Annotated in this window: 21 protein-coding genes; 9 read left to right on the top strand and 12 right to left on the bottom strand. The window is 70.6% G+C overall.

Features of this window, described 5'->3' with window-relative positions; translation table 11 throughout:
• The first annotated feature begins 46 nt into the window (after positions 1–46).
• Positions 47–1,342, top strand: a complete 1,296-nt coding sequence (locus tag ASG04_RS07975) for a citrate synthase (RefSeq protein WP_082517890.1) — start codon at positions 47–49, stop codon at positions 1,340–1,342.
• Between the two features lie 201 nt (positions 1,343–1,543).
• Here the strand turns inward: ASG04_RS07975 and dapD are convergent, their stop codons facing one another.
• Positions 1,544–2,512, bottom strand: coding sequence for a 2,3,4,5-tetrahydropyridine-2,6-dicarboxylate N-succinyltransferase (gene dapD, locus ASG04_RS07970; protein ID WP_056122203.1), 969 nt, complete (start codon positions 2,510–2,512; stop codon positions 1,544–1,546).
• Between the two features lie 121 nt (positions 2,513–2,633).
• Between dapD and dapE the strand changes: the two genes are divergently transcribed.
• Entirely contained in the window at positions 2,634–3,716 is a 1,083-nt protein-coding gene (gene dapE / locus ASG04_RS07965; RefSeq protein WP_056122200.1) for a succinyl-diaminopimelate desuccinylase, read from the top strand.
• Complete coding sequence (locus tag ASG04_RS07960) at positions 3,701–4,951, top strand: hypothetical protein (RefSeq protein WP_235515480.1); 1,251 nt, start codon at positions 3,701–3,703, stop codon at positions 4,949–4,951. The genes dapE and ASG04_RS07960 overlap by 16 nt, the downstream gene beginning before the upstream one ends.
• Here the strand turns inward: ASG04_RS07960 and ASG04_RS07955 are convergent.
• Positions 4,930–6,087, bottom strand: coding sequence for an AI-2E family transporter (locus ASG04_RS07955; RefSeq protein WP_162241702.1), 1,158 nt, complete (start codon positions 6,085–6,087; stop codon positions 4,930–4,932). The two genes, ASG04_RS07960 and ASG04_RS07955, sit on opposite strands and share 22 nt — an antisense overlap.
• Positions 6,088–6,214: 127 nt before the next feature.
• On the opposite strand from ASG04_RS07955, the gene ASG04_RS17075 reads away from it, so the two are divergent.
• Together ASG04_RS17075 and ASG04_RS07950 are read left to right on the top strand one after the other, a co-directional pair.
• Complete coding sequence (locus ASG04_RS17075) at positions 6,215–6,385, top strand: DUF3117 domain-containing protein (protein ID WP_017887054.1); 171 nt, start codon at positions 6,215–6,217, stop codon at positions 6,383–6,385.
• Positions 6,386–6,475: 90 nt separating this feature from the next.
• Entirely contained in the window at positions 6,476–7,225 is a 750-nt protein-coding gene (locus tag ASG04_RS07950; RefSeq protein ID WP_056123829.1) for an AAA family ATPase, read from the top strand.
• Positions 7,226–7,261: 36 nt separating this feature from the next.
• On the opposite strand, the gene ASG04_RS07945 is transcribed toward ASG04_RS07950, so the two are convergent.
• Entirely contained in the window at positions 7,262–7,894 is a 633-nt protein-coding gene (locus ASG04_RS07945) for an O-methyltransferase (protein ID WP_056123827.1), read from the bottom strand.
• Between the two features lie 60 nt (positions 7,895–7,954).
• Between ASG04_RS07945 and ASG04_RS07940 the strand changes: the two genes are divergently transcribed.
• Positions 7,955–8,329: a twin-arginine translocase TatA/TatE family subunit gene (locus tag ASG04_RS07940; RefSeq protein ID WP_056122195.1), complete on the top strand. Its 375-nt coding sequence runs from the start codon at positions 7,955–7,957 to the stop codon at positions 8,327–8,329.
• A 106-nt stretch (positions 8,330–8,435) separates the two neighbouring features.
• On the opposite strand, the gene ASG04_RS18020 is transcribed toward ASG04_RS07940, so the two are convergent.
• The 4 genes from ASG04_RS18020 to ASG04_RS07920 all read right to left on the bottom strand — a co-directional run bounded on the left by ASG04_RS18020 (position 8,436) and on the right by ASG04_RS07920 (position 12,900).
• Positions 8,436–9,737: a carbohydrate-binding protein gene (locus tag ASG04_RS18020; protein WP_200938426.1), complete on the bottom strand. Its 1,302-nt coding sequence runs from the start codon at positions 9,735–9,737 to the stop codon at positions 8,436–8,438.
• A gap of 161 nt (positions 9,738–9,898) precedes the next feature.
• Complete coding sequence (locus tag ASG04_RS07930; protein ID WP_056122190.1) at positions 9,899–11,065, bottom strand: Mrp/NBP35 family ATP-binding protein; 1,167 nt, start codon at positions 11,063–11,065, stop codon at positions 9,899–9,901.
• Complete coding sequence (locus ASG04_RS07925; RefSeq protein ID WP_414835826.1) at positions 11,058–11,555, bottom strand: DUF1003 domain-containing protein; 498 nt, start codon at positions 11,553–11,555, stop codon at positions 11,058–11,060. The genes ASG04_RS07930 and ASG04_RS07925 overlap by 8 nt, the downstream gene beginning before the upstream one ends.
• A 28-nt stretch (positions 11,556–11,583) precedes the next feature.
• Positions 11,584–12,900, bottom strand: coding sequence for a magnesium transporter MgtE N-terminal domain-containing protein (locus ASG04_RS07920; RefSeq protein ID WP_056122183.1), 1,317 nt, complete (start codon positions 12,898–12,900; stop codon positions 11,584–11,586).
• 80 nt (positions 12,901–12,980) lie between these two features.
• Here ASG04_RS07920 and ASG04_RS07915 point away from each other — a divergent pair, with 80 nt between their 5' ends.
• Positions 12,981–13,931 (top strand): general stress protein, encoded by a 951-nt coding sequence (locus ASG04_RS07915; RefSeq protein ID WP_056122180.1) that lies wholly within the window; start codon positions 12,981–12,983, stop codon positions 13,929–13,931.
• A gap of 211 nt (positions 13,932–14,142) precedes the next feature.
• Here the strand turns inward: ASG04_RS07915 and ASG04_RS07910 are convergent, their stop codons facing one another.
• Positions 14,143–14,631, bottom strand: coding sequence for a GNAT family N-acetyltransferase (locus ASG04_RS07910; protein WP_321164483.1), 489 nt, complete (start codon positions 14,629–14,631; stop codon positions 14,143–14,145).
• 9 nt (positions 14,632–14,640) lie between these two features.
• Complete coding sequence (locus tag ASG04_RS07905) at positions 14,641–16,125, bottom strand: aminopeptidase P family protein (RefSeq protein ID WP_056122177.1); 1,485 nt, start codon at positions 16,123–16,125, stop codon at positions 14,641–14,643.
• 68 nt (positions 16,126–16,193) lie between these two features.
• On the opposite strand from ASG04_RS07905, the gene ASG04_RS07900 reads away from it, so the two are divergent.
• A complete protein-coding gene (locus tag ASG04_RS07900; RefSeq protein ID WP_056123822.1) occupies positions 16,194–17,066 on the top strand; it encodes a PHP domain-containing protein in 873 nt (290 codons plus the stop codon).
• Positions 17,067–17,142: 76 nt separating this feature from the next.
• Here ASG04_RS07900 and ASG04_RS07895 read toward each other — a convergent pair whose 3' ends face one another.
• Complete coding sequence (locus ASG04_RS07895) at positions 17,143–18,633, bottom strand: DEAD/DEAH box helicase (protein WP_056122174.1); 1,491 nt, start codon at positions 18,631–18,633, stop codon at positions 17,143–17,145.
• Between the two features lie 84 nt (positions 18,634–18,717).
• Here ASG04_RS07895 and ASG04_RS07890 point away from each other — a divergent pair, with 84 nt between their 5' ends.
• Positions 18,718–19,434, top strand: a complete 717-nt coding sequence (locus tag ASG04_RS07890; protein ID WP_235515479.1) for a ferritin-like fold-containing protein — start codon at positions 18,718–18,720, stop codon at positions 19,432–19,434.
• A gap of 35 nt (positions 19,435–19,469) precedes the next feature.
• Here ASG04_RS07890 and ASG04_RS07885 read toward each other — a convergent pair whose 3' ends face one another.
• Entirely contained in the window at positions 19,470–19,775 is a 306-nt protein-coding gene (locus ASG04_RS07885; protein ID WP_056122171.1) for a hypothetical protein, read from the bottom strand.
• A 6-nt stretch (positions 19,776–19,781) separates the two neighbouring features.
• Positions 19,782–20,006 (bottom strand): DUF3107 domain-containing protein, encoded by a 225-nt coding sequence (locus ASG04_RS07880; RefSeq protein WP_056122168.1) that lies wholly within the window; start codon positions 20,004–20,006, stop codon positions 19,782–19,784.
• Positions 20,007–20,069 lie beyond the last annotated feature (63 nt).

Raw genomic sequence — 20,069 nt, 5'->3', positions numbered from 1 at the left:
CAACGATGCTCAGAAGACGGCCACACCGCCAACGACGCCCGTCCCCGTGAGTCCCGCCGCTGACGCGACCGAGACCGCGACGCTGACGTTCCCGGGCGGCCAGGCGGAGTTCCCGATCCTGCCGAGCGTCGACGGCGCGTCCACGGTGGACATCTCGACCTTCAAGAAGCAGACGGGGATGAACACCCTCGACTACGGCTTCGTGAACACCGGCTCGACCAAGAGCGCGATCACGTACATCGACGGCGACCAGGGGATCCTGCGCTACCGCGGGTACCCGATCGACCAGATCGCGTCGAACTGCACCTTCCTCGAGGTCGCCTGGCTGCTCATCTACGGTGAGCTGCCCTCCGCGGCGGAGCTCGAGGGCTTCGACGCGCGGATCCGCCGCCACACGCTGCTGCACGAGGACCTCCGCCGCCTGTTCGACGCGCTGCCGCACTCGGCGCACCCGATGTCGGTGCTGTCCAGCGCGGTGAGCGCCCTGTCCACGTACTACGAGGACGACATGGACGTCGACGACCCCGAGAAGGTCGAGCTGCAGACGGTCCGGCTGCTCGCCAAGCTCCCGGTCATCGCCGCCTACGCGCACAAGAAGGCGATCGGCCAGGCGTTCCTGTACCCGGACAACTCGCTGTCGTTCGTCGACAACTTCCTGCGCCTGAACTTCGGCACCATGGCCGAGACCTACCAGCCGAACCCCGTGCTGTCCCGGGCGCTCGAGCGCCTGCTCATCCTGCACGAGGACCACGAGCAGAACGCCTCGACCGCCACGGTCCGTCTGGTGGGCTCGACCAAGGCGAACATGTTCGCGTCGATCTCCGCCGGCATCAACGCCCTGTACGGCCCGCTGCACGGCGGTGCGAACGAGGCCGTCCTCGAGATGCTCCAGCAGATCAAGGACTCCGGCGAGCCCGTGCAGCGCTTCGTCGAGCGCGTGAAGAACAAGGAGCGCGGCGTCAAGCTCATGGGCTTCGGGCACCGCGTCTACAAGAACTACGACCCGCGCGCCAAGCTCGTCAAGGAGAGCGCGGACGAGGTCCTCGAGTCCCTCGGCGTGCAGGACGACCTGCTCGACATCGCGAAGGAGCTGGAGCAGATCGCGCTGTCGGACCAGTACTTCATCGACCGCAAGCTGTACCCGAACGTCGACTTCTACACCGGCATCATCTACAAGGCGATGGGCTTCCCGCCCCGCATGTTCACGGTGCTGTTCGCGATCGGGCGCCTGCCCGGCTGGATCGCTCAGTGGCGCGAACTCAACAACGACCCGCTCAACAAGATCGGTCGCCCCCAGCAGCTGTACGTGGGCGCGCCGAAGCGGGACCTGCCCGGACGCTGACGCGTCGCACCCCGCCACGCCCAGGAGGCCCGGTGCCGGTCCGTGAGACCGGCACCGGGCCTCCAGTCGGTCGGCTCCGCTTGCGGAGGATGCCCGAGGTCGCGCAACGCGCCGCTCAGGTCCGCCGAGAGGTCACGAAGCGTCGCCGCCGGGGCTGCCGAGCGACAGTCTGCGCGACCTCGCCAGACCCGAGCGGCGCGGTCAGGCGTGCAGCGCCGTGTTCAGCTGGATGCCCTCGCCGCGGCGCTGCAGCGCCTCGACCGCACCGGTCAGGCTGTTGCGGCGGAACAGCACGTTCGGCGTGCCGGACAGCTCGGCGGCCTTGATCGTCTTGGGAGTGCCGTCCGGGTTCGGGGCCGCGCCGACCAAGACGACCTTCGTGCTGGCCGTCACGTAGAGACCAGCCTCGACCACCGAGTCGTCGCCGAGTGAGATGCCGAGGCCCGCGTTCGCGCCGAGCAGGGCGCGTTCGCCGAGGGACACCCGGTGCGTGCCGCCGCCGGACAGCGTGCCCATGATCGACGCGCCGCCCCCGACGTCCGTGCCGTTCCCGACGACGACGCCCTGCGAGACACGGCCCTCGATCATCGCGTCGCCGAGGGTGCCCGCGTTGAAGTTCACGAAGCCCTCGTGCATGACCGTGGTGCCCGGCGCCAGGTGCGCCCCGAGCCGGACCCGGTTCGCGTCCGCGATGCGGACCCGGTCGGGCGTCACGTAGTCGAGCAGGCGCGGGAACTTGTCGATGGCGTGCACGGCGATGCCGGCGCGCTGGAGCGACGGCCGCAGCCGCGTCAGGTCGGCGGGCAGCACCGGACCGGCGTTCGTCCACGCGACGATCGGCAGGTGCCCGAAGACGCCGTCGAGGTTGATCGTGTTCGGCTGCACCCGCAGGTGGCTGAGGAGGTGCAGGCGCAGGTACGCATCCGGGGTGCTCGCGGGGGCGGCGTCGAGGTCGATCTCGACGGTCACCGCCTCGATGCGGACGTTCCGGCGTTCGTCCGGACCGATGTGGTCCTGCAGCGCGAGCGGGAACACGGCGTCGGCGGGGAGCGCCCCGAGGTGGGTCTCGGGGAACCAGGTGTCGAGCTCGGTGCCGTCGGCGGCGACGGTCGCCAGTCCGTGGCCCCAGGCGGAGCGCGGGTGGGCGGAGGCTGCGGTCGTGTCGGTCACCGCACCAGGGTAGCGAGGGGGTGGACCCGGCCACCCGTCCGGCTGGACGGGCGCTGCCCGCGTGACCCGAGCCTCCCGGTCGGAGCAGCCGGTCGCCAGGGGCTGCCGATACAGTGACCGCATGCCGGAGCAGCTCGACCTCACCGCCTCGTCCATCGACATCACCCGTGCCATCTGCGACATCGAGTCGGTGTCCGGCAACGAGCAGGCGCTCGCCGACGCGATCGAGGCGACACTGGCGCCGCTCGCACACCTCGAGGTGATCCGCGACGGCGACGCGATCGTGGCGCGGACGAACCTGGGACGGGACCGACGGGTCGTCATCGCCGGGCACATCGACACCGTGCCGTTGAACCACAACCTGCCCACCGAGTTCCGCACCGCCGACGACGGCACCGAGATCCTGTGGGGCCGCGGGACCGTCGACATGAAGGCGGGCTGCGCCGTGCAGCTCAAGCTGGCCTACGACCTGACATCGCCGAGTGTGGACGTGACCTGGGTCTGGTACGACCACGAAGAGGTCTCCGACGCGCTGAACGGCCTCGGCCGCCTGGCCCGCACGCGCCCCGAGCTGCTCGTCGGCGACTTCGCGATCCTCGGAGAGCCCTCGGGTGCGCAGATCGAGGGCGGCTGCAACGGCAACCTCCGCGCTGAGATCCGCGCGTACGGCAAGCGCTCGCACAGTGCCCGCAGCTGGATCGGCGACAACGCGATCCACAAGGCCGCGCCGATCCTGGCCACCCTGGCGGCGTACGAGCCCCGCACGGTCGAGGTCGACGGGCTCGAGTACCGCGAGGGTCTGAACGCCGTCGGCGTCACCGGCGGCATCGCGGGCAACATCATCCCCGACGAGGTCATGGTCCACGTCAACTACCGGTTCGCCCCCTCGCGCTCCGCTGAGGAGGCCGTGGCGCACATCCGCGAGCTGTTCGACGGCTACCAGGTGGACATCGTCGACCTGGCCGCCGGCGCGCGCCCCGGGCTCGACGCCCCGCTCGCGCAGGACTTCGTCGCCGCCGTCGGTGGTCCCGAGCCACGCCCGAAGTACGGCTGGACCGACGTCGCCCGGTTCTCGGCGCTCGGGGTGCCCGCGGTGAACTACGGCCCCGGTGAGCCGGTGTTCGCGCACCACGACGACGAGCAGGTCCCCGTAGCGCAGATCACCGCGGTCGAGGACGGTCTGCGTCGGTGGCTGACGGCCTGAGGACCGGCGCGGTGCCCGTGCACCGTCCGCACCCCCGGACGGTGTGGTGGCGGGCGCGGTACCGGGTCGTGCCGTGGTGGCTGCGCATCACGGTGGTCTACGTGCTCGCCCGGATCGTCACCGGCGCGCTGCTCATGGGGTTCGCGAGCATCCAGGCCGCGAACTCCTTCACCCTGCAACACCCGAAGTACCTGTCCTTCGCCTCGATCTGGGACGGTGCCTGGTACCGCGTGATCGCGACGTCCGGGTACCCGTCGACGCTGCCGATCGACGCTGCCGGACACGTCACCGAGAACGCGTGGGCGTTCATGCCCGCCTACCCGTTCCTGGTCCGGGGGCTCATGCTGCTGACGGGCGGGTCCTTCGAGCTCGTCGCGGTCTCGGTGTCGCTGCTGACCGGCTGGGGCGCTGCACTGGTGTTCCGCCGGCTGATGGGCCGCTTCCTCGACCCGGCACGGGCCACCTTCGCCACCGTGCTGTTCTGCGTCGCACCCGTGTCGGTCATGTTCCAGGTCGCCTACGCCGAGGCGATGGGGCTCTTCCTGCTCCTCGTCGCGCTGCTGCTGCTCGTCCAGCGACGCTTCTGGACGATGCTGCCCGTCGTGCTGCTGCTCGGGATGACCCGACCGACCGGGCTCGCGTTCGCGCTGCTCATGGTGCTGTTCGTCGGGGTCTGGGTCGTGCGCCCGGCGTGGGTTCGGGAACCCGCCGCACCGACGCTCCGTCAGCTGGTCCCGCCCGCCGTGGTCGCCGTGGTGTCGGGAGTGGTCGGGCTGGCGTGGCCGGCCATCGCGTGGGCGATGACCGGCGTGCCGCGCGCGTACACCGACACCGAGCTCGCGTGGCGGTCGTCCTACATCGGGTGGAAGGACCTCGTGCCGTTCGCCCCGTGGGTCCAGGGCTTCGGCTGGTGGTTCCGGCAGCCCGCCGGCACCGTGCTGCTCGTGGTCGTGCTGGTCGGTTTCGCGTTCTTCGTCGCGATGCCCGCGGCACGGCGGATCAACCTGGAGCTCCGGCTGTGGTCGGTCGCCTACCTCGTGTACCTGCTCGCCGTGTTCTTCCCGCAGTCGAGCACGTGGCGCATCCTGCTGCCGATCGCCCCGCTGCTCGGCATCGTGGCACTCCCACGGTCACGGCTGTACCGCGTGGTCGTCGTGGTGCTGTGCGTCGTGCTGCAGTGGGTGTGGCTGTACTACTGCTGGTGGGTCGACGGCTACGACTGGACCCCACCGTGATCGGGGTCGGCGGGCGCTGACCCCGAGCCGCTCGCCGCCACCGCGTCGTCCGGCCGCCACGCTGCGGCCGCCGTGACCATCGCGTTGACGGTGGCGATGAACGGCACCGCGAAGAAGGCCCCGACGACGCCGGCGATCGTCGTCCCCGCCGTCACGCCGAGCACGACGCCGAGCGGGTGCACCTTGACGGCCGTGCCGGTCAGGAACGGGTGCAGGACGTGGCTCTCGAGCTGCTGGACCAGGACGACGACCCCCAGCATGAACAGCGCGGCGACCCAGCCGTTGAACACGAGTGCGATGACCACTGCGACCGACCCGGCCACGATGGCGCCGACGACGGGGACGAAGGCGCCGAGGAACACGATCACACCGATCGGGATGGCCAGCGGGACCTGCAGGATGAGCGCACCGATCACGACACCGAGCGCGTCCGTGACCGCGACCACGAGCTGCACGCGGATGAAGCTCGTCAGGGTGTGCCACCCGGCGTCACCGGCGGCCTCGATGCGGGGCCGCGCCCGACGGGGGAACAGCCGCACGACCCAGCCCCAGATCCGTCGCCCGTCGATCAGCACGAAGATGGTGGTGAACACCACGATGAACAGGCCCTCGAGGGCGTGCACGGCGCCGCTGCCGGCCTCTTGGAACCCGGACGCGATGGACGACGCGTGGGACTGCAGGTAGGCGGAGCCCGTGGACACCCAGTGGTTCACGTCCTTGATCGTGATGCCGAACGGCTCGCTGTCGAGCAGTGCCTGCAGCGACAGCACCGTCTTGTGCAGGCGGTGCTCCAGCGACGGCAGGTCGTAGCGGATCTGCGCGGTCACGATGAGGGCCAGCGTGCCGATCACGAGCACGACGACGACCAGGCTCGACAACACCGCGAGCCACTTCGGCCACCGGTGGCGCTGCAGGAACGCGGACATCGGGGCGAGCAGCGCGCAGAGCAGCAGCGCGATGAGGAACGGCACCACGATGTCCTGCAGGAGCACGACGAGCGCGACGACGAGGGCCAGTGCCGCGACGACGATCAGGATGCGCCACGAGAAGGCCGCCCCGATGCGCAGACCGGCCGGGACGGCATCGACAGCCGGGTCCACCGGGTTCGGACGTCGCTTGGAGGGGATGATCGGCACACGCACAGCGTAGGAATCCGAGCCGCGAGAACGTCCCGATCAGGACCCCCCAACCTGGGCGGTTTCGCAGTTCGCCCCTCCGTACGGGATAATGGCGTCGCATGTACTGCGCGAAAGGGGACATCTGATGGCAGCAATGAAGCCGAGGACCGGTGACGGGCCGATGGAGGCTGTCAAGGAGGGTCGACTCATCATCGTGCGGGTTCCGCTCGAAGGTGGAGGCCGCCTGGTGGTCTCGGTCAACGACGCCGAGGCCAAGGAACTCCACGACGCACTGGCCGAGGTCGTCTCGGCCTAGGACGTCGAAGCACCACCAACACGCACCACGCACCACGCACAGGGCCCGGGACACGTCGTCCCGGGCCCTGTGTCGTGCGTCCTCGGCAAGATGGTCCCCGTGCCCCGCTCCCGTCGTCCCGTCCGCCGCGTCGAGGAGCACCACGCCGACCCGATGCGGCGCGACGTCTGGCCGGCCACGCTCGCCCCGGTCCGGCAGCTGCTCGACCACGGCCTCGACCTCGACCCCGTCACGGTGCTGGTGGGCGAGAACGGCGCGGGCAAGTCGACCCTGGTCGAGGCGGTGGCCCTGGCCTTCGGCATGGGTCCCGAGGGCGGGTCGACGAACTCCGGGCACAGTACCCGTCCCAGTGAGTCGTCGCTGTGGGAGCACCTCGCGCTGCACCGCGAACCGGGTGCGCCGAAGAGCGGGTTCTTCCTCCGGGCGGAGACCATGCACGGGTTCTTCACGTACCTCGAGCAACACCCCGGTCATCGACCCGAGCCGGTGTTCCACGAGCGCAGCCATGGGGAGTCGTTCCTCGACTTCGTGATCGACCGCTCCGAGTGGCCGGGACTCTGGGTGCTCGACGAGCCCGAGTCGGCGCTGTCGTTCCAGGGCTGCCTGGCGTTGATCGGCCTGCTGCAGTCGATCGTGGACGACGGCCTCGGGCAGGTGCTGCTCTCGACGCATTCGCCCGTGTTGGCGGCCTTCCCGGGTGCGACGATCCACGAGGTCGGCGAGTGGGGTCTGCGGCGCAGCGCCTGGTCCGACCTGGACCTGGTGCGGCACCAGCGGTCGTTCCTGGCCTCGCCCGAGCGGTACCTGCGGCACCTGGACGACGAACGCGGAGGACCGTGACGACCGCACCAGAGCACGCTGGCGAGTGCGGACGCGCTACGCGGTGACCTTCGTCATCTGCAGCAGCCCGTCCCCGGCCGGCGACAGCGCACTGATGACGGCACCCGAGGTCGACACCTCGGTCAGCAGCAACCGGAAGTCGGTCGTCGCCCGGTCACGCTTGACCGGGTCCGCGACGCGGCCCCGCCAGAGTGCGTGCGGCACCAGGACGGTCCCGCCCAGTCGCGCCAGGCGCAGACCGTGCTCGACGTACTCGATGACGTGCTCGGGGTCCGCGTCGACCAGGACCACGTCGTAGGACGCCTCGTTCATGCGGGGGAGCACCTGGTTGGCCCGACCCGGGATCAGCCGGACGCGTGCAGGAGCGGTGCCGGCGGCGATGTAGGCGTCACGGGCGTACTGCTGGTGGTCCACCTCGACGTCGATCGTGGTGAGCGTGGCGTCGGGGGCGCCGCCGAGCAGGTACAGCCCGGAGACACCCAGACCGGTCCCGATCTCGATGATCGCCGTGGCTCGCGACGCTGCGGCGACCACACCGATCTGCGCGCCGATCGCGGGCGAGATCGCCTCGACGCCGAGCTCGAGCGAGTGCTCACGCGCGCGGGAGATCACCTCGGACTCGGAGACGATGTCCTCCGCGAACTTCCAGTTCGACTCTTTCTCTGACACGCACACTCCTCGGTCCACAACTCTAGGTGAGCGCGCGGCCTGAGGCGTTACGCTCGGTGCGTGTCCATCGACTTCAACAAGATCCTGATCATCGGGATCATCGCGGTGCTGCTGCTCGGTCCGCAGCGCCTGCCGATGTACGCACAGAAGTTGGCGGAGTTCGTCAAGGCGGTGCGTCGGTTCGCCGACACCGCCAAGGACCGCATGCGGGACGAGATGGGTCCCGACTTCGACGAGGTCGACTGGCAGAAGCTCGACCCGCGTCAGTACGACCCGCGCCGCATCATCCGCGATGCGCTCATCGACTCGGCGACCGGGACCAGCACCGCCGACGCGGCCACTCCGCAGGTGTCGGCGACCAAGGTCCGCGCTCCGGCACCGGTCGTGCCGTTGGCCGCAGGCGAAGCCGCGCCATTCGACGGCGAGTCGACCTGACGCTCGTCACGTGACCACCTGACGANCGCAGGCTCGGTCGGCGCGCCCCGCGCAACGCTTCGCGTTGCCGCTGAGCGGGGCGCGCCCGTCCGTCACGGGGCGGCGACTACCGCAGGTCGGCCAGGAACCGGTCGGTCCAGGCCAGGGCAGCCGTGCCGGAGACCGAGTTGCACGTGGCCGACGCGGTGCTGGTCGGGCTGGCGCAGGGTGTGTCGCGGTCGAGCGACCACATGTGCACCCCGGCCAGGCCGTGCGTCTTCGCGTACGACGACACGGTGTCCGCGTCGGCGAGCGTGAAGACCTCGTCCGAGGCGTCGTTCACGCCGAGCATCGGCGTGACCTCGATCTTCGATGCCGGCGTCCCGTAGGTGTGCTGCAGGTTCGTCACGGCCTGGATCGTGGACTGGCCCATCTGGCACGTCGAGCCGGACAGCACGCAGTTCGCGGTGGTGGCCCGGCCGAAGTCCATCGTCATGAGGTTGACGGTGTAGTTCGTCAGGCTCGAGGCCTTGATCGCCTTCACCGTGGCGTCACCGGTGCTGTTCAGCCCGCCGAAGCTGCCGTCGGAGGCGGCGAGGGTCGCCAGCGTGAACGAGAAGCGCAGTCCCGGGTACTTCGCCTGCGCCAGTGCGGCTGCGTTGACCAGGTTCTGCACGTCGGCAGCGGACTGTCCGCTCTCGATGTCGAAGTCGACGCCGATCATGTGCGGGCTGGCGTAGCGGGCGATGAAGCTCTGCAGCGCGGTGCCGGAGCACGTGAACTGACCGGCTGCTCCACCCGTGCTGACGATGTAGTTCACCCCGGCTGCGTCGAGCTTCGGGATGTTGGCACTGGCGAAGGCATCGGCGGCGACCCCGCCCCAGTTCTCGCTGCCGCAGGTGCCGGTCGCGAAGGCGAGCGTGATGGCCTTGAGTCCGGGCTCGCGCGTCGAGACCAGGCTGTTGCTCGACCCGACGACCGGGATCCGGGTGCCGGTGACCGCGGTGTTCATGACGCTCGTGTTCCAGTCGAGGTTCACCGTGACGTCCTTGTACGGGCTGAAGACCAACCCGCTCGCGGTGCCGGTGCTGCCGTTCCCCGGGGTCGTCGTCCCGCCGCCGGTCCCGCCGCCGGTGCTGCCGCCGGTCCCGCCGCCGGTGCAGGAGCCGGCTGCCGTCCAGGGCTGGCCACTGCCGGTCGCGCCGGAGTGCGTCGCGGGGTCGTCACCCTGCGTCCACCAGTTGGCGGTGTAGTTCGTGCCGTTCTCGCTGGCCGTGGCCCCGCCGTTGTAGGCGGTGCCGGACGACCATGCGGTGGCACACGTCGATGCGGCCTGTGCCGCGACCGGTGCTGCGGCGATCGTCCCCCCGATGATCGCTGCCGCGACGGCGCCGATGGCCCCGAGCCGGATCCTGGTGTTCCTGTCCACGCGGTTCTCCTGTTCCTCGCCCGGCTCCGTTGCCGGGAGGGTGGAACTCCTGCGCCTGATTCCGCAGGAGCATTGTGCAATGCCCTTGCATAATTGCGCGACATGGCGATCACGACCATGAGGAGACGTACAGGGAGCGTCGACCGGACGGAACCGGAGGGCTAGCGAGGGGAGAGCCCGAGCTTCCGTCCGGCCAGGCCCCGGCCCATCGCCGACAGTCCGTCCGCGATGTCGAGCAGCGCCAGGGACGCGGGGTCCGACGGATCGCCGAGGACCACGGGCACGCCGGTGTCGCCCCCCTGACGGAGCGGTACTGAGAGCGGTACCCGGCCGAGCACGGGGACGGGGGAGTCCTGCCCGCGGGAGAGCCGTCGTGCGGTCTCGTCGCCGCCGCCCTCGCCGAACAGGTGGAGCACCGAGCCGTCCGGCTGGACGAGCCCGGACATGTTCTCGACCACGCCGATGACCCGCTGACCCGTCTGCCGGGCGACGATGCCGCTGCGCTCCGCGACGTCGGCCGCAGCCGCCTGCGGAGTGGTGACGACCAGGACCTCGGCGTGGGGGAGCAGCTGCCCGACCGAGATCGCGACGTCACCGGTGCCCGGCGGCATGTCGAGCAGCAGCACGTCGAGGTCGCCGAACCACACGTCGGACAGGAACTGGTTGACGGTGCGGTGCAGCATCGGTCCGCGCCAGGAGACCGCGGTGGAGACGTCGTCGACGAACATGCCGATCGAGACGACCTTCACGTCGTGGGCGACGGGCGGCAGGATCATCTGGTCGACCCGGGTCGGGCGGGGCGCGACGCCGTGTCGGTCGGTCAGGCCCATCAACCCGGGGACGCTGAACCCGTGGACGTCGACGTCCACGATGCCGACCCGCTGGCCGCGGCGGGCGAGTGCGACGGCCAGGTTCACGGTGACCGTCGACTTGCCGACGCCGCCCTTGCCGCTCGTCACCGCGATCACGCGCGTGAGCGAGTCGGGGGTGAACTGCACGCCCTGGGGCCGACCGTCGCGCAGTCGCTCGGTCAGCGCCCGGCGGACCTCCGGCGCCATCACGGACACGTCGACGTCCACGTCGACCACCCCGGCGACGCCACCGGCGGCCGCTCGCACGTCCCGCTCGATCGTGTCGGCGGCCGGGCACCCGACGATCGTGAGCTGCAGGTCGACCCGCACCGAGCCTCCCGGACCGACGTCGACACCACGGATCATGTCGAGCTCCGTGACGGGCCGACGGATCTCGGGGTCGATGACACGTCCGAGCGCAGCGAACACGGCGGCACCGAGCTGCTGGTCGTCCTGCGGAACCGTGGCGTCAGCCACGGACGTCCGCCGTGCGTCCCGGTTCGCCCTCGTCGATCGCGTCGCGTCGATCGAGCTCCTCGAGCAGCGACCGGAGTTCGGCGCGGATGAAGTCCTTCGACGCCATGTCGCGCATCGCCAGACGCAGGGCGACGACCTCGCGGGCCAGGTACTCGGTGTCGGCCAGGTTCCGCTCCGCGCGCTGTCGGTCCTGTTCGAACTGCACGCGGTCGCGGTCGTCCTGCCGGTTCTGCGCGAGGAGGATCAGCGGCGCCGCGTACGAGGCCTGCAGGGACAGCACGAGCGTCAGGGCGGTGAAGCCGATGGCGGCGGAGTCGAACTGCCAGGCCTTCGGGGAGAGCGTGTTCCACCCCATCCACACCACGCAGAACAGGGTCAGGCCGATCAGGAACCAGGGCGTTCCCATGGCACGCGCAATGCCTTCGGTGGCCCGACCGAACGCGTCGCCGCTGCCCTTGCGTCGGCGGGTCGGCAGCACGCTCGTCCGCATGCCCTTCGGCGAGTCGAGCCGGGTGTTCTCATCCGTTCGTGCCACGAGTGGTCCTCCTGCCCGTCGTCACGGGGGTCCTGCGAGCGCGGGTGCGGGGGCGTGCTGCGTCGTCGTCCCCGCGACTTCGCCAGTCATCGGGGAGGACGTGGTCGAGCACGTCGTCGATCGTCACCACCCCGACCAGACGGTGGGCGTCGTCGACCACGGGCACGGACACGAGGTTGTAGGTGGCCATCACGCGCGTGACCTCGGCGGCGCTGGCGTCGACGCGGACCGGTTCGGTCTGCTGGTCGATGAGCGTGCCGAGGCGTTCGTTCGGCGGGTACCGCAGCATGCGCTGGAAGTGTACGAGGCCCAGGAAGCGGCCGGTGGGCGGTTCGTACGGCGGCAGTGTGACGCAGACACTCGCACCGAGGGCGGGAGCGAGCTCGTGCCGTCGGATGAGGGCGAGCCCCTCGGCCACCGTGGCGTCGGCGGAGACGATCACCGGCTCGGTCGTCATCAGACCACCGGCCGTGTCCGGCTCGTACTCGAGCAGCATGCGGACGTCCTGCGCCTCTTCCGGCTCCATGAGCTGCAGGAGGGCTTCGCTCCGTTCGTCGGAGAGCTCGGCGAGCAGGTCGGCGGCGTCGTCTGGCTGCATCTGGTCGAGGACGTCGGCGGCACGGGCGTCCTCGAGCGACGAGAGGATCTCGACCCGCTCCTGGTCGGGCATCTCCTCGAGCACGTCGGCGAGCCGGTCGTCCGGGAGTTCCTCGGCGACCTCGAGCCGGCGTTCCACCGGCAGGTCGAGCAGCGTCGAGGCCAGGTCGGCTGGCACCAGGTCCGAGTACGCGGCGATGACGTGCTCGGCCGACTGCGACTCGCCCGGCAGCTCGTCCTCGGTCACCTCGTTCCAGGTGGCGAAGGTGGTCGGGCCCTTGCCGAACGGCGACGGCGTGGTCTTGGGCTTGCGGAGGAAGAGCTGTGCGACTTCCCAGTCGCCCTGCCCGCGGTCCTCGATCGCGATGTCCTCGATCGTGGCGCGGATGCGGTCCTTCGTGATGAGCACCTTGCGCCCGAGCATCTCCGCGATGACCCGGACCTCGCCGCCGCGCTGCTCGAAGCGCCGCATGTTGACCAGGCCGGTCGTGATGACCTGTCCGGCGCCGATCGAGGTGATCCGACCGATGCTGACGAAGATGCGCCGCTTGCCGGGGACCTCGACGATCAGCCCCACGACGTGCGGGGGATCGACCCGCCGGTAGACGACCAGGACGTCCCGGACCCTGCCGACGCGATCGCCAGCGGGGTCGAAGACGGAGCACCCGGCCAGGCGGGCGACGAATACCTTCGAGGCGCTCACACGGCAAGCGTAGCCGGTCGTCCGGTCGGTTCCCTGGCGGCTCTCGAACGATTGCAAGGGGAACGGTGGATGATGACTGTGTGAGCACTCAGAGCCCCTTCCGCGGTCGTACGGCGCAGGTCTTCCCCACGCTGCCCCGCGGCGACGTCCTCGGCACCTTCGACAGCTACCCGGGAGCCCAGGCGGTCGTCGCCAAGCTCGCCGAGTCCGACTTCCCGGTCAACAAGCTCTCCATCGTCGGCAACGACCTCAAGACGGTCGAGCGGGTCACCGGCAAGATGACCTACGGTCGGGCCGCCATCGCCGGCGCGCTGTCCGGGCTGTGGCTCGGCATCTTCTTCGGCATCGTGCTGACCCTGTTCTCGCCGACCGCCGGCGGACTGATCCTGGCCGCGGCGATCATCGGTGCCGCGTTCGGCATGCTGTACGGCATCGTCTCGTTCGCCATCACGAAGCGCCAGCGGGACTTCACGAGCGTGCACCAGGTGCTCGCCACGAACTACCAGATCATCGTCGACCCGCAGCTCGTCGGGCAGGCGCAGCGGATCCTCGGCCAGTCCGGCGCGACCCCGCACGCCGCGTGGAACCCCGGGCAGCAGCAGGCCCCGTTCCAGGGACAGCAGCAGCAGCCGTGGCGGCCGGGCCCCGGTCCGTCCGGTCAGGCGCAGGGCTCGCCCTACGGCGGGCAGTCGACCCCGCACAACCAGCCCGCGGGCTCCGGCCAGAGCGGTCAGTCGGGTCCGGGTTCGCAGCCCCGGTACGGCACCAACGACGGCCCCCGGTACGGCACGAACGACGGGCCCCGCTACGGAGAGTCCGCGCAGCCGGGTCAGCCGGCGCCGTCGCAGCGACCTGCGGGACCGGCGCAGCCGTCCGGTCCGGTTGCTCCGCGCGCCGACCAGCCGCCGCAGTACGGCGAGCGTGTGTCGGGTGCGAACCCGGCGGCTCCCGCGTCGTCGTCCGACGGGTCTGGCTCGTCCGATCCTGCACGTGACGAGCAGCGACGGGACGGGGACGCCGAGTCCCGCTGACCCGGTGGGCTGGTGACCCGGTGTCCCGGTGTCCCGGGCCCCGGTGCGTGTGTCTCGGTGGGGCGCTGCCTCACCGACGCGCGAGGTTCCGCGACGCGCCGCTCAGGGCCGTCGGGGTCGCGCGAGTAGCCTGTCCGCGGTCTCGAGATGCCAGAATTCTGGAACCTCGTGCGCCCGAGTGGGCGGCGGCGGGCGGTCAACCCCTCGCGGGCTAGAGCACCTTGGAGTAGCAGGCGGACAGCGGGGCACCCACGTAGGGCCCGAAGTTCGCGATGCGCGTGAAGCCCTCGCGTTCGTAGAACCCGATCGCACGGGTCTGCGCCGGACCGGTCTCGAGGACGAGCGCCGGTGAACCCAGGTCGAGCGCTGCCTCTTCGAGACGCCGCAGGATCTCCGTTGCGACCCCGGCACCCCGCGACTCCCGCCGCACGTACATCCGCTTGATCTCGGTGATGCCGTCCTCGACGATGCGCAGCCCGCCGCAGCCAAGCGGCGTGCCGTCCTGGTCGCGCGCGACGAAGAACACCGCGATCGACTCGGCCGTGGGCTTCTCGCCTGGTTCGGTGTCGCCGCCGTAGGTGCTGTCGATCTCGATCCGCTGCGCAGCCCGGAGCCGCATCGCATCGGGCGAGTCGAAGTGCTCGACGTCGATGACGATGTTGCGCGGGTCCGTGTGCTGCGGGGCGTCGGGTGTGCTCACCCGCTCAGGCTAGCGTCCGGTGCGGGCGATCCACCCCTCCACTTCCGAGGGGGTCCGGGGGATGCCGACGGACAGGTTCTCGGCGCCGTCGGCGGTCACCAGGATGTCGTCCTCGATGCGGACACCGATGCCGCGGAACTCCTCGGGCACGGTGAGGTCGTCCTGCTGGAAGTACAGGCCGGGTTCGATCGTGAACACCATGCCGGCTTCGACGACCCCGTCGATGTACAGCTCGCGACGGGCCTTGGCGCAGTCGTGCACGTCGAGCCCGAGGTGGTGGCTGGTGCCGTGCACCATGTACCGGCGGTGGAACTGGTTGTCCGGCTGCAGGGACTCGTCGGCGGAGACGGGCAGAAAGCCCCACTCGGCGGTCTTGCGGGCGATGACCTGCATCGCCGTGGCGTGGACCTGGCGGAAGGTGATGCCCGGCTTGACGATCGCGAACGCGGCGTCGGCGGCTTCGAGCACCGCGTCGTAGACCATGCGCTGCACGTCGGTGAAGGTGCCGCTGACCGGCAGCGTGCGGGTGATGTCGGCCGTGTAGAACGAGTCGACCTCGACCCCGGCGTCGATGAGGATCAGGTCGCCCGGCTGCACGGCCCCGTCATTGCGGGTCCAGTGCAGGATGCAGGCGTGGTGGCCCGAGGCGGCGATCGTGTCGTAGCCCACGGTGTTGCCGTCGGCGCGTGCGCGGCGGTTGAAGGTGCCCTCGACGATGCGCTCACCGCGGGGGTGCGCGAGCACGGCGTCGAAGTCGGCGATCACGTCGTCGAAGCCGTGCCCGGTGGCCTCGACCGCCTTGCGGAGCTCGTTGACCTCGTACGGGTCCTTGACCAGCCGGAGTTCGGACAGGTCGCGCGCCAGGACGTCGTCCGACGCGGGGGAGTCGTCGGTGGCAGCGGCCCCGCCGACCGGGGAGCCGAGGCGCTCGTCGAGCGACCGCGTCAGGTCACTGTCGGCGTCGCGTACGACCAGCACCGAGGCATCGACCCCGTCGAGCACACTGTCGAGCTCGCCGAGGTCGGCCGTCGCGAGCCCCAGGTCGGCGGACACCTCGTCGAGGGACGGACGTGGGCCGACCCAGAACTCGCCGATCTCGGGGTTGGCGTAGAACTCCTCGGAGTCGCGCCCGGCGGTCGCCCGGAAGTACAGGGTGGCGTCGTGACCGTCGCCGGCCGGCGTCATGACGAGCACGGAGCCGACGACCGTGTCGGTGCCCCAGCCGGTCAGGTGCGCGAACGCGGAGTGCGGGCGGAACGGGTAGTCGCAGTCGTTCGAGCGCACCTTGGCGGTGCCCGCCGGCACGACGATGGTGCGTCCGGTGTGCAGCGCCGAGAGCGCGGCGCGGCGCTCGGCAGCGAACGGCGCCTGCTCGCGCGCCGCGGGGATCGGGCGGTCACGCTCGGCCCACTGGGACCCGATGAAGTCCTTGAAGGTCGAGGAGCCGGGAGTGGTGGAGCGGTTGCTCGTCGCGCGGGGAGTGGTGTCGGCCATGCCCCCATCATCGCACCGCACCGGATCGACGTCCTGTGCGGTCCCACACCTGTGGATACGATTGCGTGGTGCCCGACCCGTTCATCGACTTGCACACGCACTCGAGTGTCTCCGACGGCACCGAGCCCCCTGCCGCGCTCGTCCGCGCGGCGGCGGCGGCCGGGCTCGACGGCGTGGCCCTCACCGACCACGACACCACGTCGGGCTGGTCCGACGCGATCGACGCCGTCCGTGGGCTCCCGCTCACCCTGGTCCCCGGCCTCGAGCTGAGCACCCGCGTCGGGTACCGCAGCGTCCACGTCCTCGGGTACCTGGTCGACCCCGACGACCCGGGCCTGGTCGCCGAGACCGGACGCATCCGCGACGGGCGCCTCGCACGCGCGCGTCGGATGGTCGACCGCATCGGGCAGGACCACCCGATCACGTGGGACGACGTCCTGGCACAGGCCCGTCCCGGTGCCACGATCGGCCGGCCGCACATCGCCGACGCGCTGGTGGCACGCGGCCTCGAGTCCGACCGCAGCGCCGCGTTCCGCGGGATCCTGCACCCGGCATCGGGCTACTACGAACCGCACGAGGCGCCGTCACCGCTCCGGGGCGTCGAACTCATCCGTGGTGCGGGTGGCGTCCCCGTGATCGCCCACCCGGCCGCCAGCTCGCGAGGCATCGTCATCGACGAGCCCGCACTGCGCGAACTCGTGGACGCGGGGCTCGGGGGCCTCGAGGTCGACCACCGGGAGAACCTCGCGCACGGCAAGCGCACGTTGCTCGAGTGGGCGGACCGCTACGGGCTGTTCGTCACGGGTTCGAGCGACTACCACGGCACCGGCAAGCCGAACCGACTCGGGGAACACCGGACGGCGCGTCGGTCCTTCGACGCGATCGTCACGCAGGCCACCGGAGCGGACCCGGTGGTCGGCCCCGGTTCGCGCCTGTCCTGACCGGCGCGGCAGCAGACCGGACGACGAAGGCCCGTCGCGTGAGCGACGGGCCTTCGTCGTGTCCTGCCAGGAGGCGCTACTCGCCGTCCGAGGTCTGCTGCGGTGCCGAGGCGGTCGCCTCGTCCCCCGAGCCGGCTCCGCGACGGCGGCGGCGGCGGCGACGCTTCGGTGCGGAACCGTCGCCGTCGGAGCTGTCCGGACCCGTGCTGTCGACCGGGGGCGCGGAGTCGGTGGCCGAGGCCGCGGGCCGATCCGCGCCTGCGCTCCGGGTGCGGCGACGCGGTGCGTCACTCGACCGCTCGGACGTGCCCTGCTCGCGCGGCTGACGCGGCGGGCGGGACACGGCGCGCTCCGTCGTGCCCGCGGTGGCGGCGTGCGACGAGGAGCCGGGCAGGCGGCCCTTCGTGCCCTGGGGGATGTCGAGCTCCTCGAACAGGTGCGGCGACGACGAGTAGGTCTCGACGGGCTCGGGGATGCCGAACTCGAGGGCCTTGTCGATCAGCGTCCACTTGTGCAGGTCGTCCCAGTCGACGAACGTGACCGCGATGCCGGTCTTGCCCGCGCGACCGGTGCGTCCGGCACGGTGCAGGTACGTGTCCGGGTCGTCCGGGATCGTGTGGTTGATCACGTGGGTGACGTCGTCCACGTCGATGCCGCGCGCTGCGACGTCGGTGGCGATGAGCACGTCGCGCTTGCCGGCCTTGAACGCCGCCATCGCACGCTCGCGCTGCTCCTGGTTGAGGTCGCCGTGGACCGCTGCGGCGTTGAACCCGCGGTCCTTCAGCTCTTCGACGAGCTTCGCCGCGGCACGCTTGGTGCGGGTGAAGATCACGGTCTTGCCGCGGCCCTCGGCCTGCAGGATGCGCGCGATGACCTCGTCCTTGTCGAGCGAGTGCGCGCGGTAGATGAGGTGCTTGATGTTGGCCTGCATGAGGCCTTCGTCCGGGTCCGTCGCGCGGATGTGGACCGGCCGGCTCATGAAGCGACGGGCGAGCGCGACGATCGGCGCGGGCATGGTCGCCGAGAAGAGCATGGTGTGGCGCACGTCCGGCACGGCCTGGAAGATCCGCTCGATGTCCGACAGGAACCCCAGGTCGAGCATGCGGTCGGCCTCGTCGAGGACGACTTCCTGCACGTGGGAGAGGTCGAGCAGTCGCTGGCGCTGCAGGTCGATCAGGCGCCCGGGGGTGCCGACGACGATCTGCGCGCCGGCCTTGAGCTGCTCGATCTGGCCCTCGTACGCCTTGCCGCCGTAGATCGAGACGATCGTGGTGGGGCGGTTCGAGGTCGCCACTTCGAGGTCCTCGGTCACCTGGACCGCGAGTTCACGGGTCGGGACGACCACGAGGGCCTTCACGCCGTGCGCGGGGTCGGCGCCGAGGCGCTGGATCAGGGGGAGGCCGAACCCGAAGGTCTTGCCGGTGCCCGTCTTGGCCTGGCCGATGATGTCCTGGCCGGTGAGGGCGAGCGGGATCGTCTGCTCCTGGATCGGGAAGGGCTCGATGATGCCCTTGCCGGCCAGTGCATCGACGATGTCCTGCTCGATGTTGAGGTCTGAGAAAGTCAAAAAGGTCACCCTGTCCTATCGGGGAGTCCGTGCCAGTCTACCGGGGTGCGGGGAGGTGCCGGTCGCGGCCCCTATGCTGGTCGCGTGGTGTCGTGGTGGAACCGGAAGCGCGCGGCGCAGCTCGCAGCCCAGTGGCTCGCGTCGCGGAACCCGAAGAGCGCCACCCAGACCGAGCGTCTGCAGCTCGACGACGTCAGTCCCGAGCTCGACGTGTACCTGGGCCAAGCGGCCTACCTGCAGCTCTCGCTCTACGAGACGATGGGCCGTGCCGGTGCCGGAGCGCCGACGCTGTCCGGACGGCTCGTCACGGGCGTGCTGGCGACGACCGCCCTCGAACGGCACCGGTCGATCGTGGCCGAGATCGAACGCACCGGCGCAGACCCGGCCGAGCTGATGGCGCCGCACCGTCAGGCCATCGACCGGTTCGTCGAGCGCACCAGTGGTGCGGACTGGTACGAGTCGATGCTGACCGGCTACGTGACGGCGGGCATCCTCAACGACCTGTTCGCCAACCTGCTGCGCTCGCTCCCGAGCGACGTACAGCAGCGCCTGAAGACCGTGTTCGACCCGCGCGAAGAAGCGGCTGTGGTCGAGGAACTCAGCGCCCGGATCGACGAGGAACCCCTCGTGTCGTCACGTCTGGCGATGTGGGGCCGGCGGCTCGTCGGCGACACGCTGCTGGTCGCCCGCTCGGCGCTGGCGTCGCATGCGCGCGAGGACCAGTCACGGCTCGAGCCGGTGTGGACCGAGCTGATCGCGGCCCACACCCGCCGCATGGACGCGCTCGGTCTGACCGCCTGACGGCCGCCAGATCGAGTTCGTGTCGGTCTTCCGACTCAGACGGTCCGGCTGCCGCGGTTCTTGGCGGCCTCGTAATACGCATCGTCGTGTGCGGTCCGCCGTCGTCCGAGCAGCCACGCGACGGCGAGCGCGACCGCGCCCGAACCGAGCAGGGCGACGACCCAGATCCAGGTGCCGTCGTACGGCCACCCCAGCCAGGTCAGGAGCTCCCAGAGCACCGCGGCGGAGATGCCACCGACGGCCGGGCCGAGCAGCTGTCCGCGCGTCGACCGCCACGGCAGGACCACGTGCGCGACCGCGCCACAGATGATGCCGCCGAGGACGGCGAAGAGGAGCTCCACGGGGAGCTACGCGACGAAGCCGATGCGACGGGCCTCTTCGGCGCCGAACTCGACGTAGGCGAGTGACACCGAGGGGACGATGAACTTGCGGCCCTTGTCGTCCTGCAGCGTGAGGTGCGTCGCACCGGAGGAGAGCGCGTCCGAGACGGCCTTCTCGATCTCGTCTGCGGTCTGCTTCGTCTCGAAGGCGATCTCGCGCGGGCTGTTGATGATGCCGATCTTGATGTCCACGTGCTCACCATATCCGAGCGTCTCGACGGGGTCCCCGGCGTTCGCCGCGGGCGCACGCAGGCC

This window comes from Curtobacterium sp. Leaf183 (assembly GCF_001424385.1).
Lineage (GTDB): Bacteria > Actinomycetota > Actinomycetes > Actinomycetales > Microbacteriaceae > Curtobacterium.
This window is presented reverse-complemented; position numbering and strand designations above follow the sequence as displayed.

Excerpts from the sequence above, each read along its gene's own strand:
- dapE (WP_056122200.1), top strand. The coding sequence starts at position 2,634 with ATGCCGGAGCAGCTCGACCTCACCGCCTCGTCCATCGACATCACCCGT.
- ASG04_RS07905 (WP_056122177.1), bottom strand. The coding sequence starts at position 16,125 with ATGGCCGACACCACTCCCCGCGCGACGAGCAACCGCTCCACCACTCCC.
- ASG04_RS07925 (WP_414835826.1), bottom strand. The coding sequence starts at position 11,555 with ATGCGGACGAGCGTGCTGCCGACCCGCCGACGCAAGGGCAGCGGCGAC.
- ASG04_RS07950 (WP_056123829.1), top strand. The coding sequence starts at position 6,476 with ATGGTCCCCGTGCCCCGCTCCCGTCGTCCCGTCCGCCGCGTCGAGGAG.
- ASG04_RS17075 (WP_017887054.1), top strand. The coding sequence starts at position 6,215 with ATGGCAGCAATGAAGCCGAGGACCGGTGACGGGCCGATGGAGGCTGTC.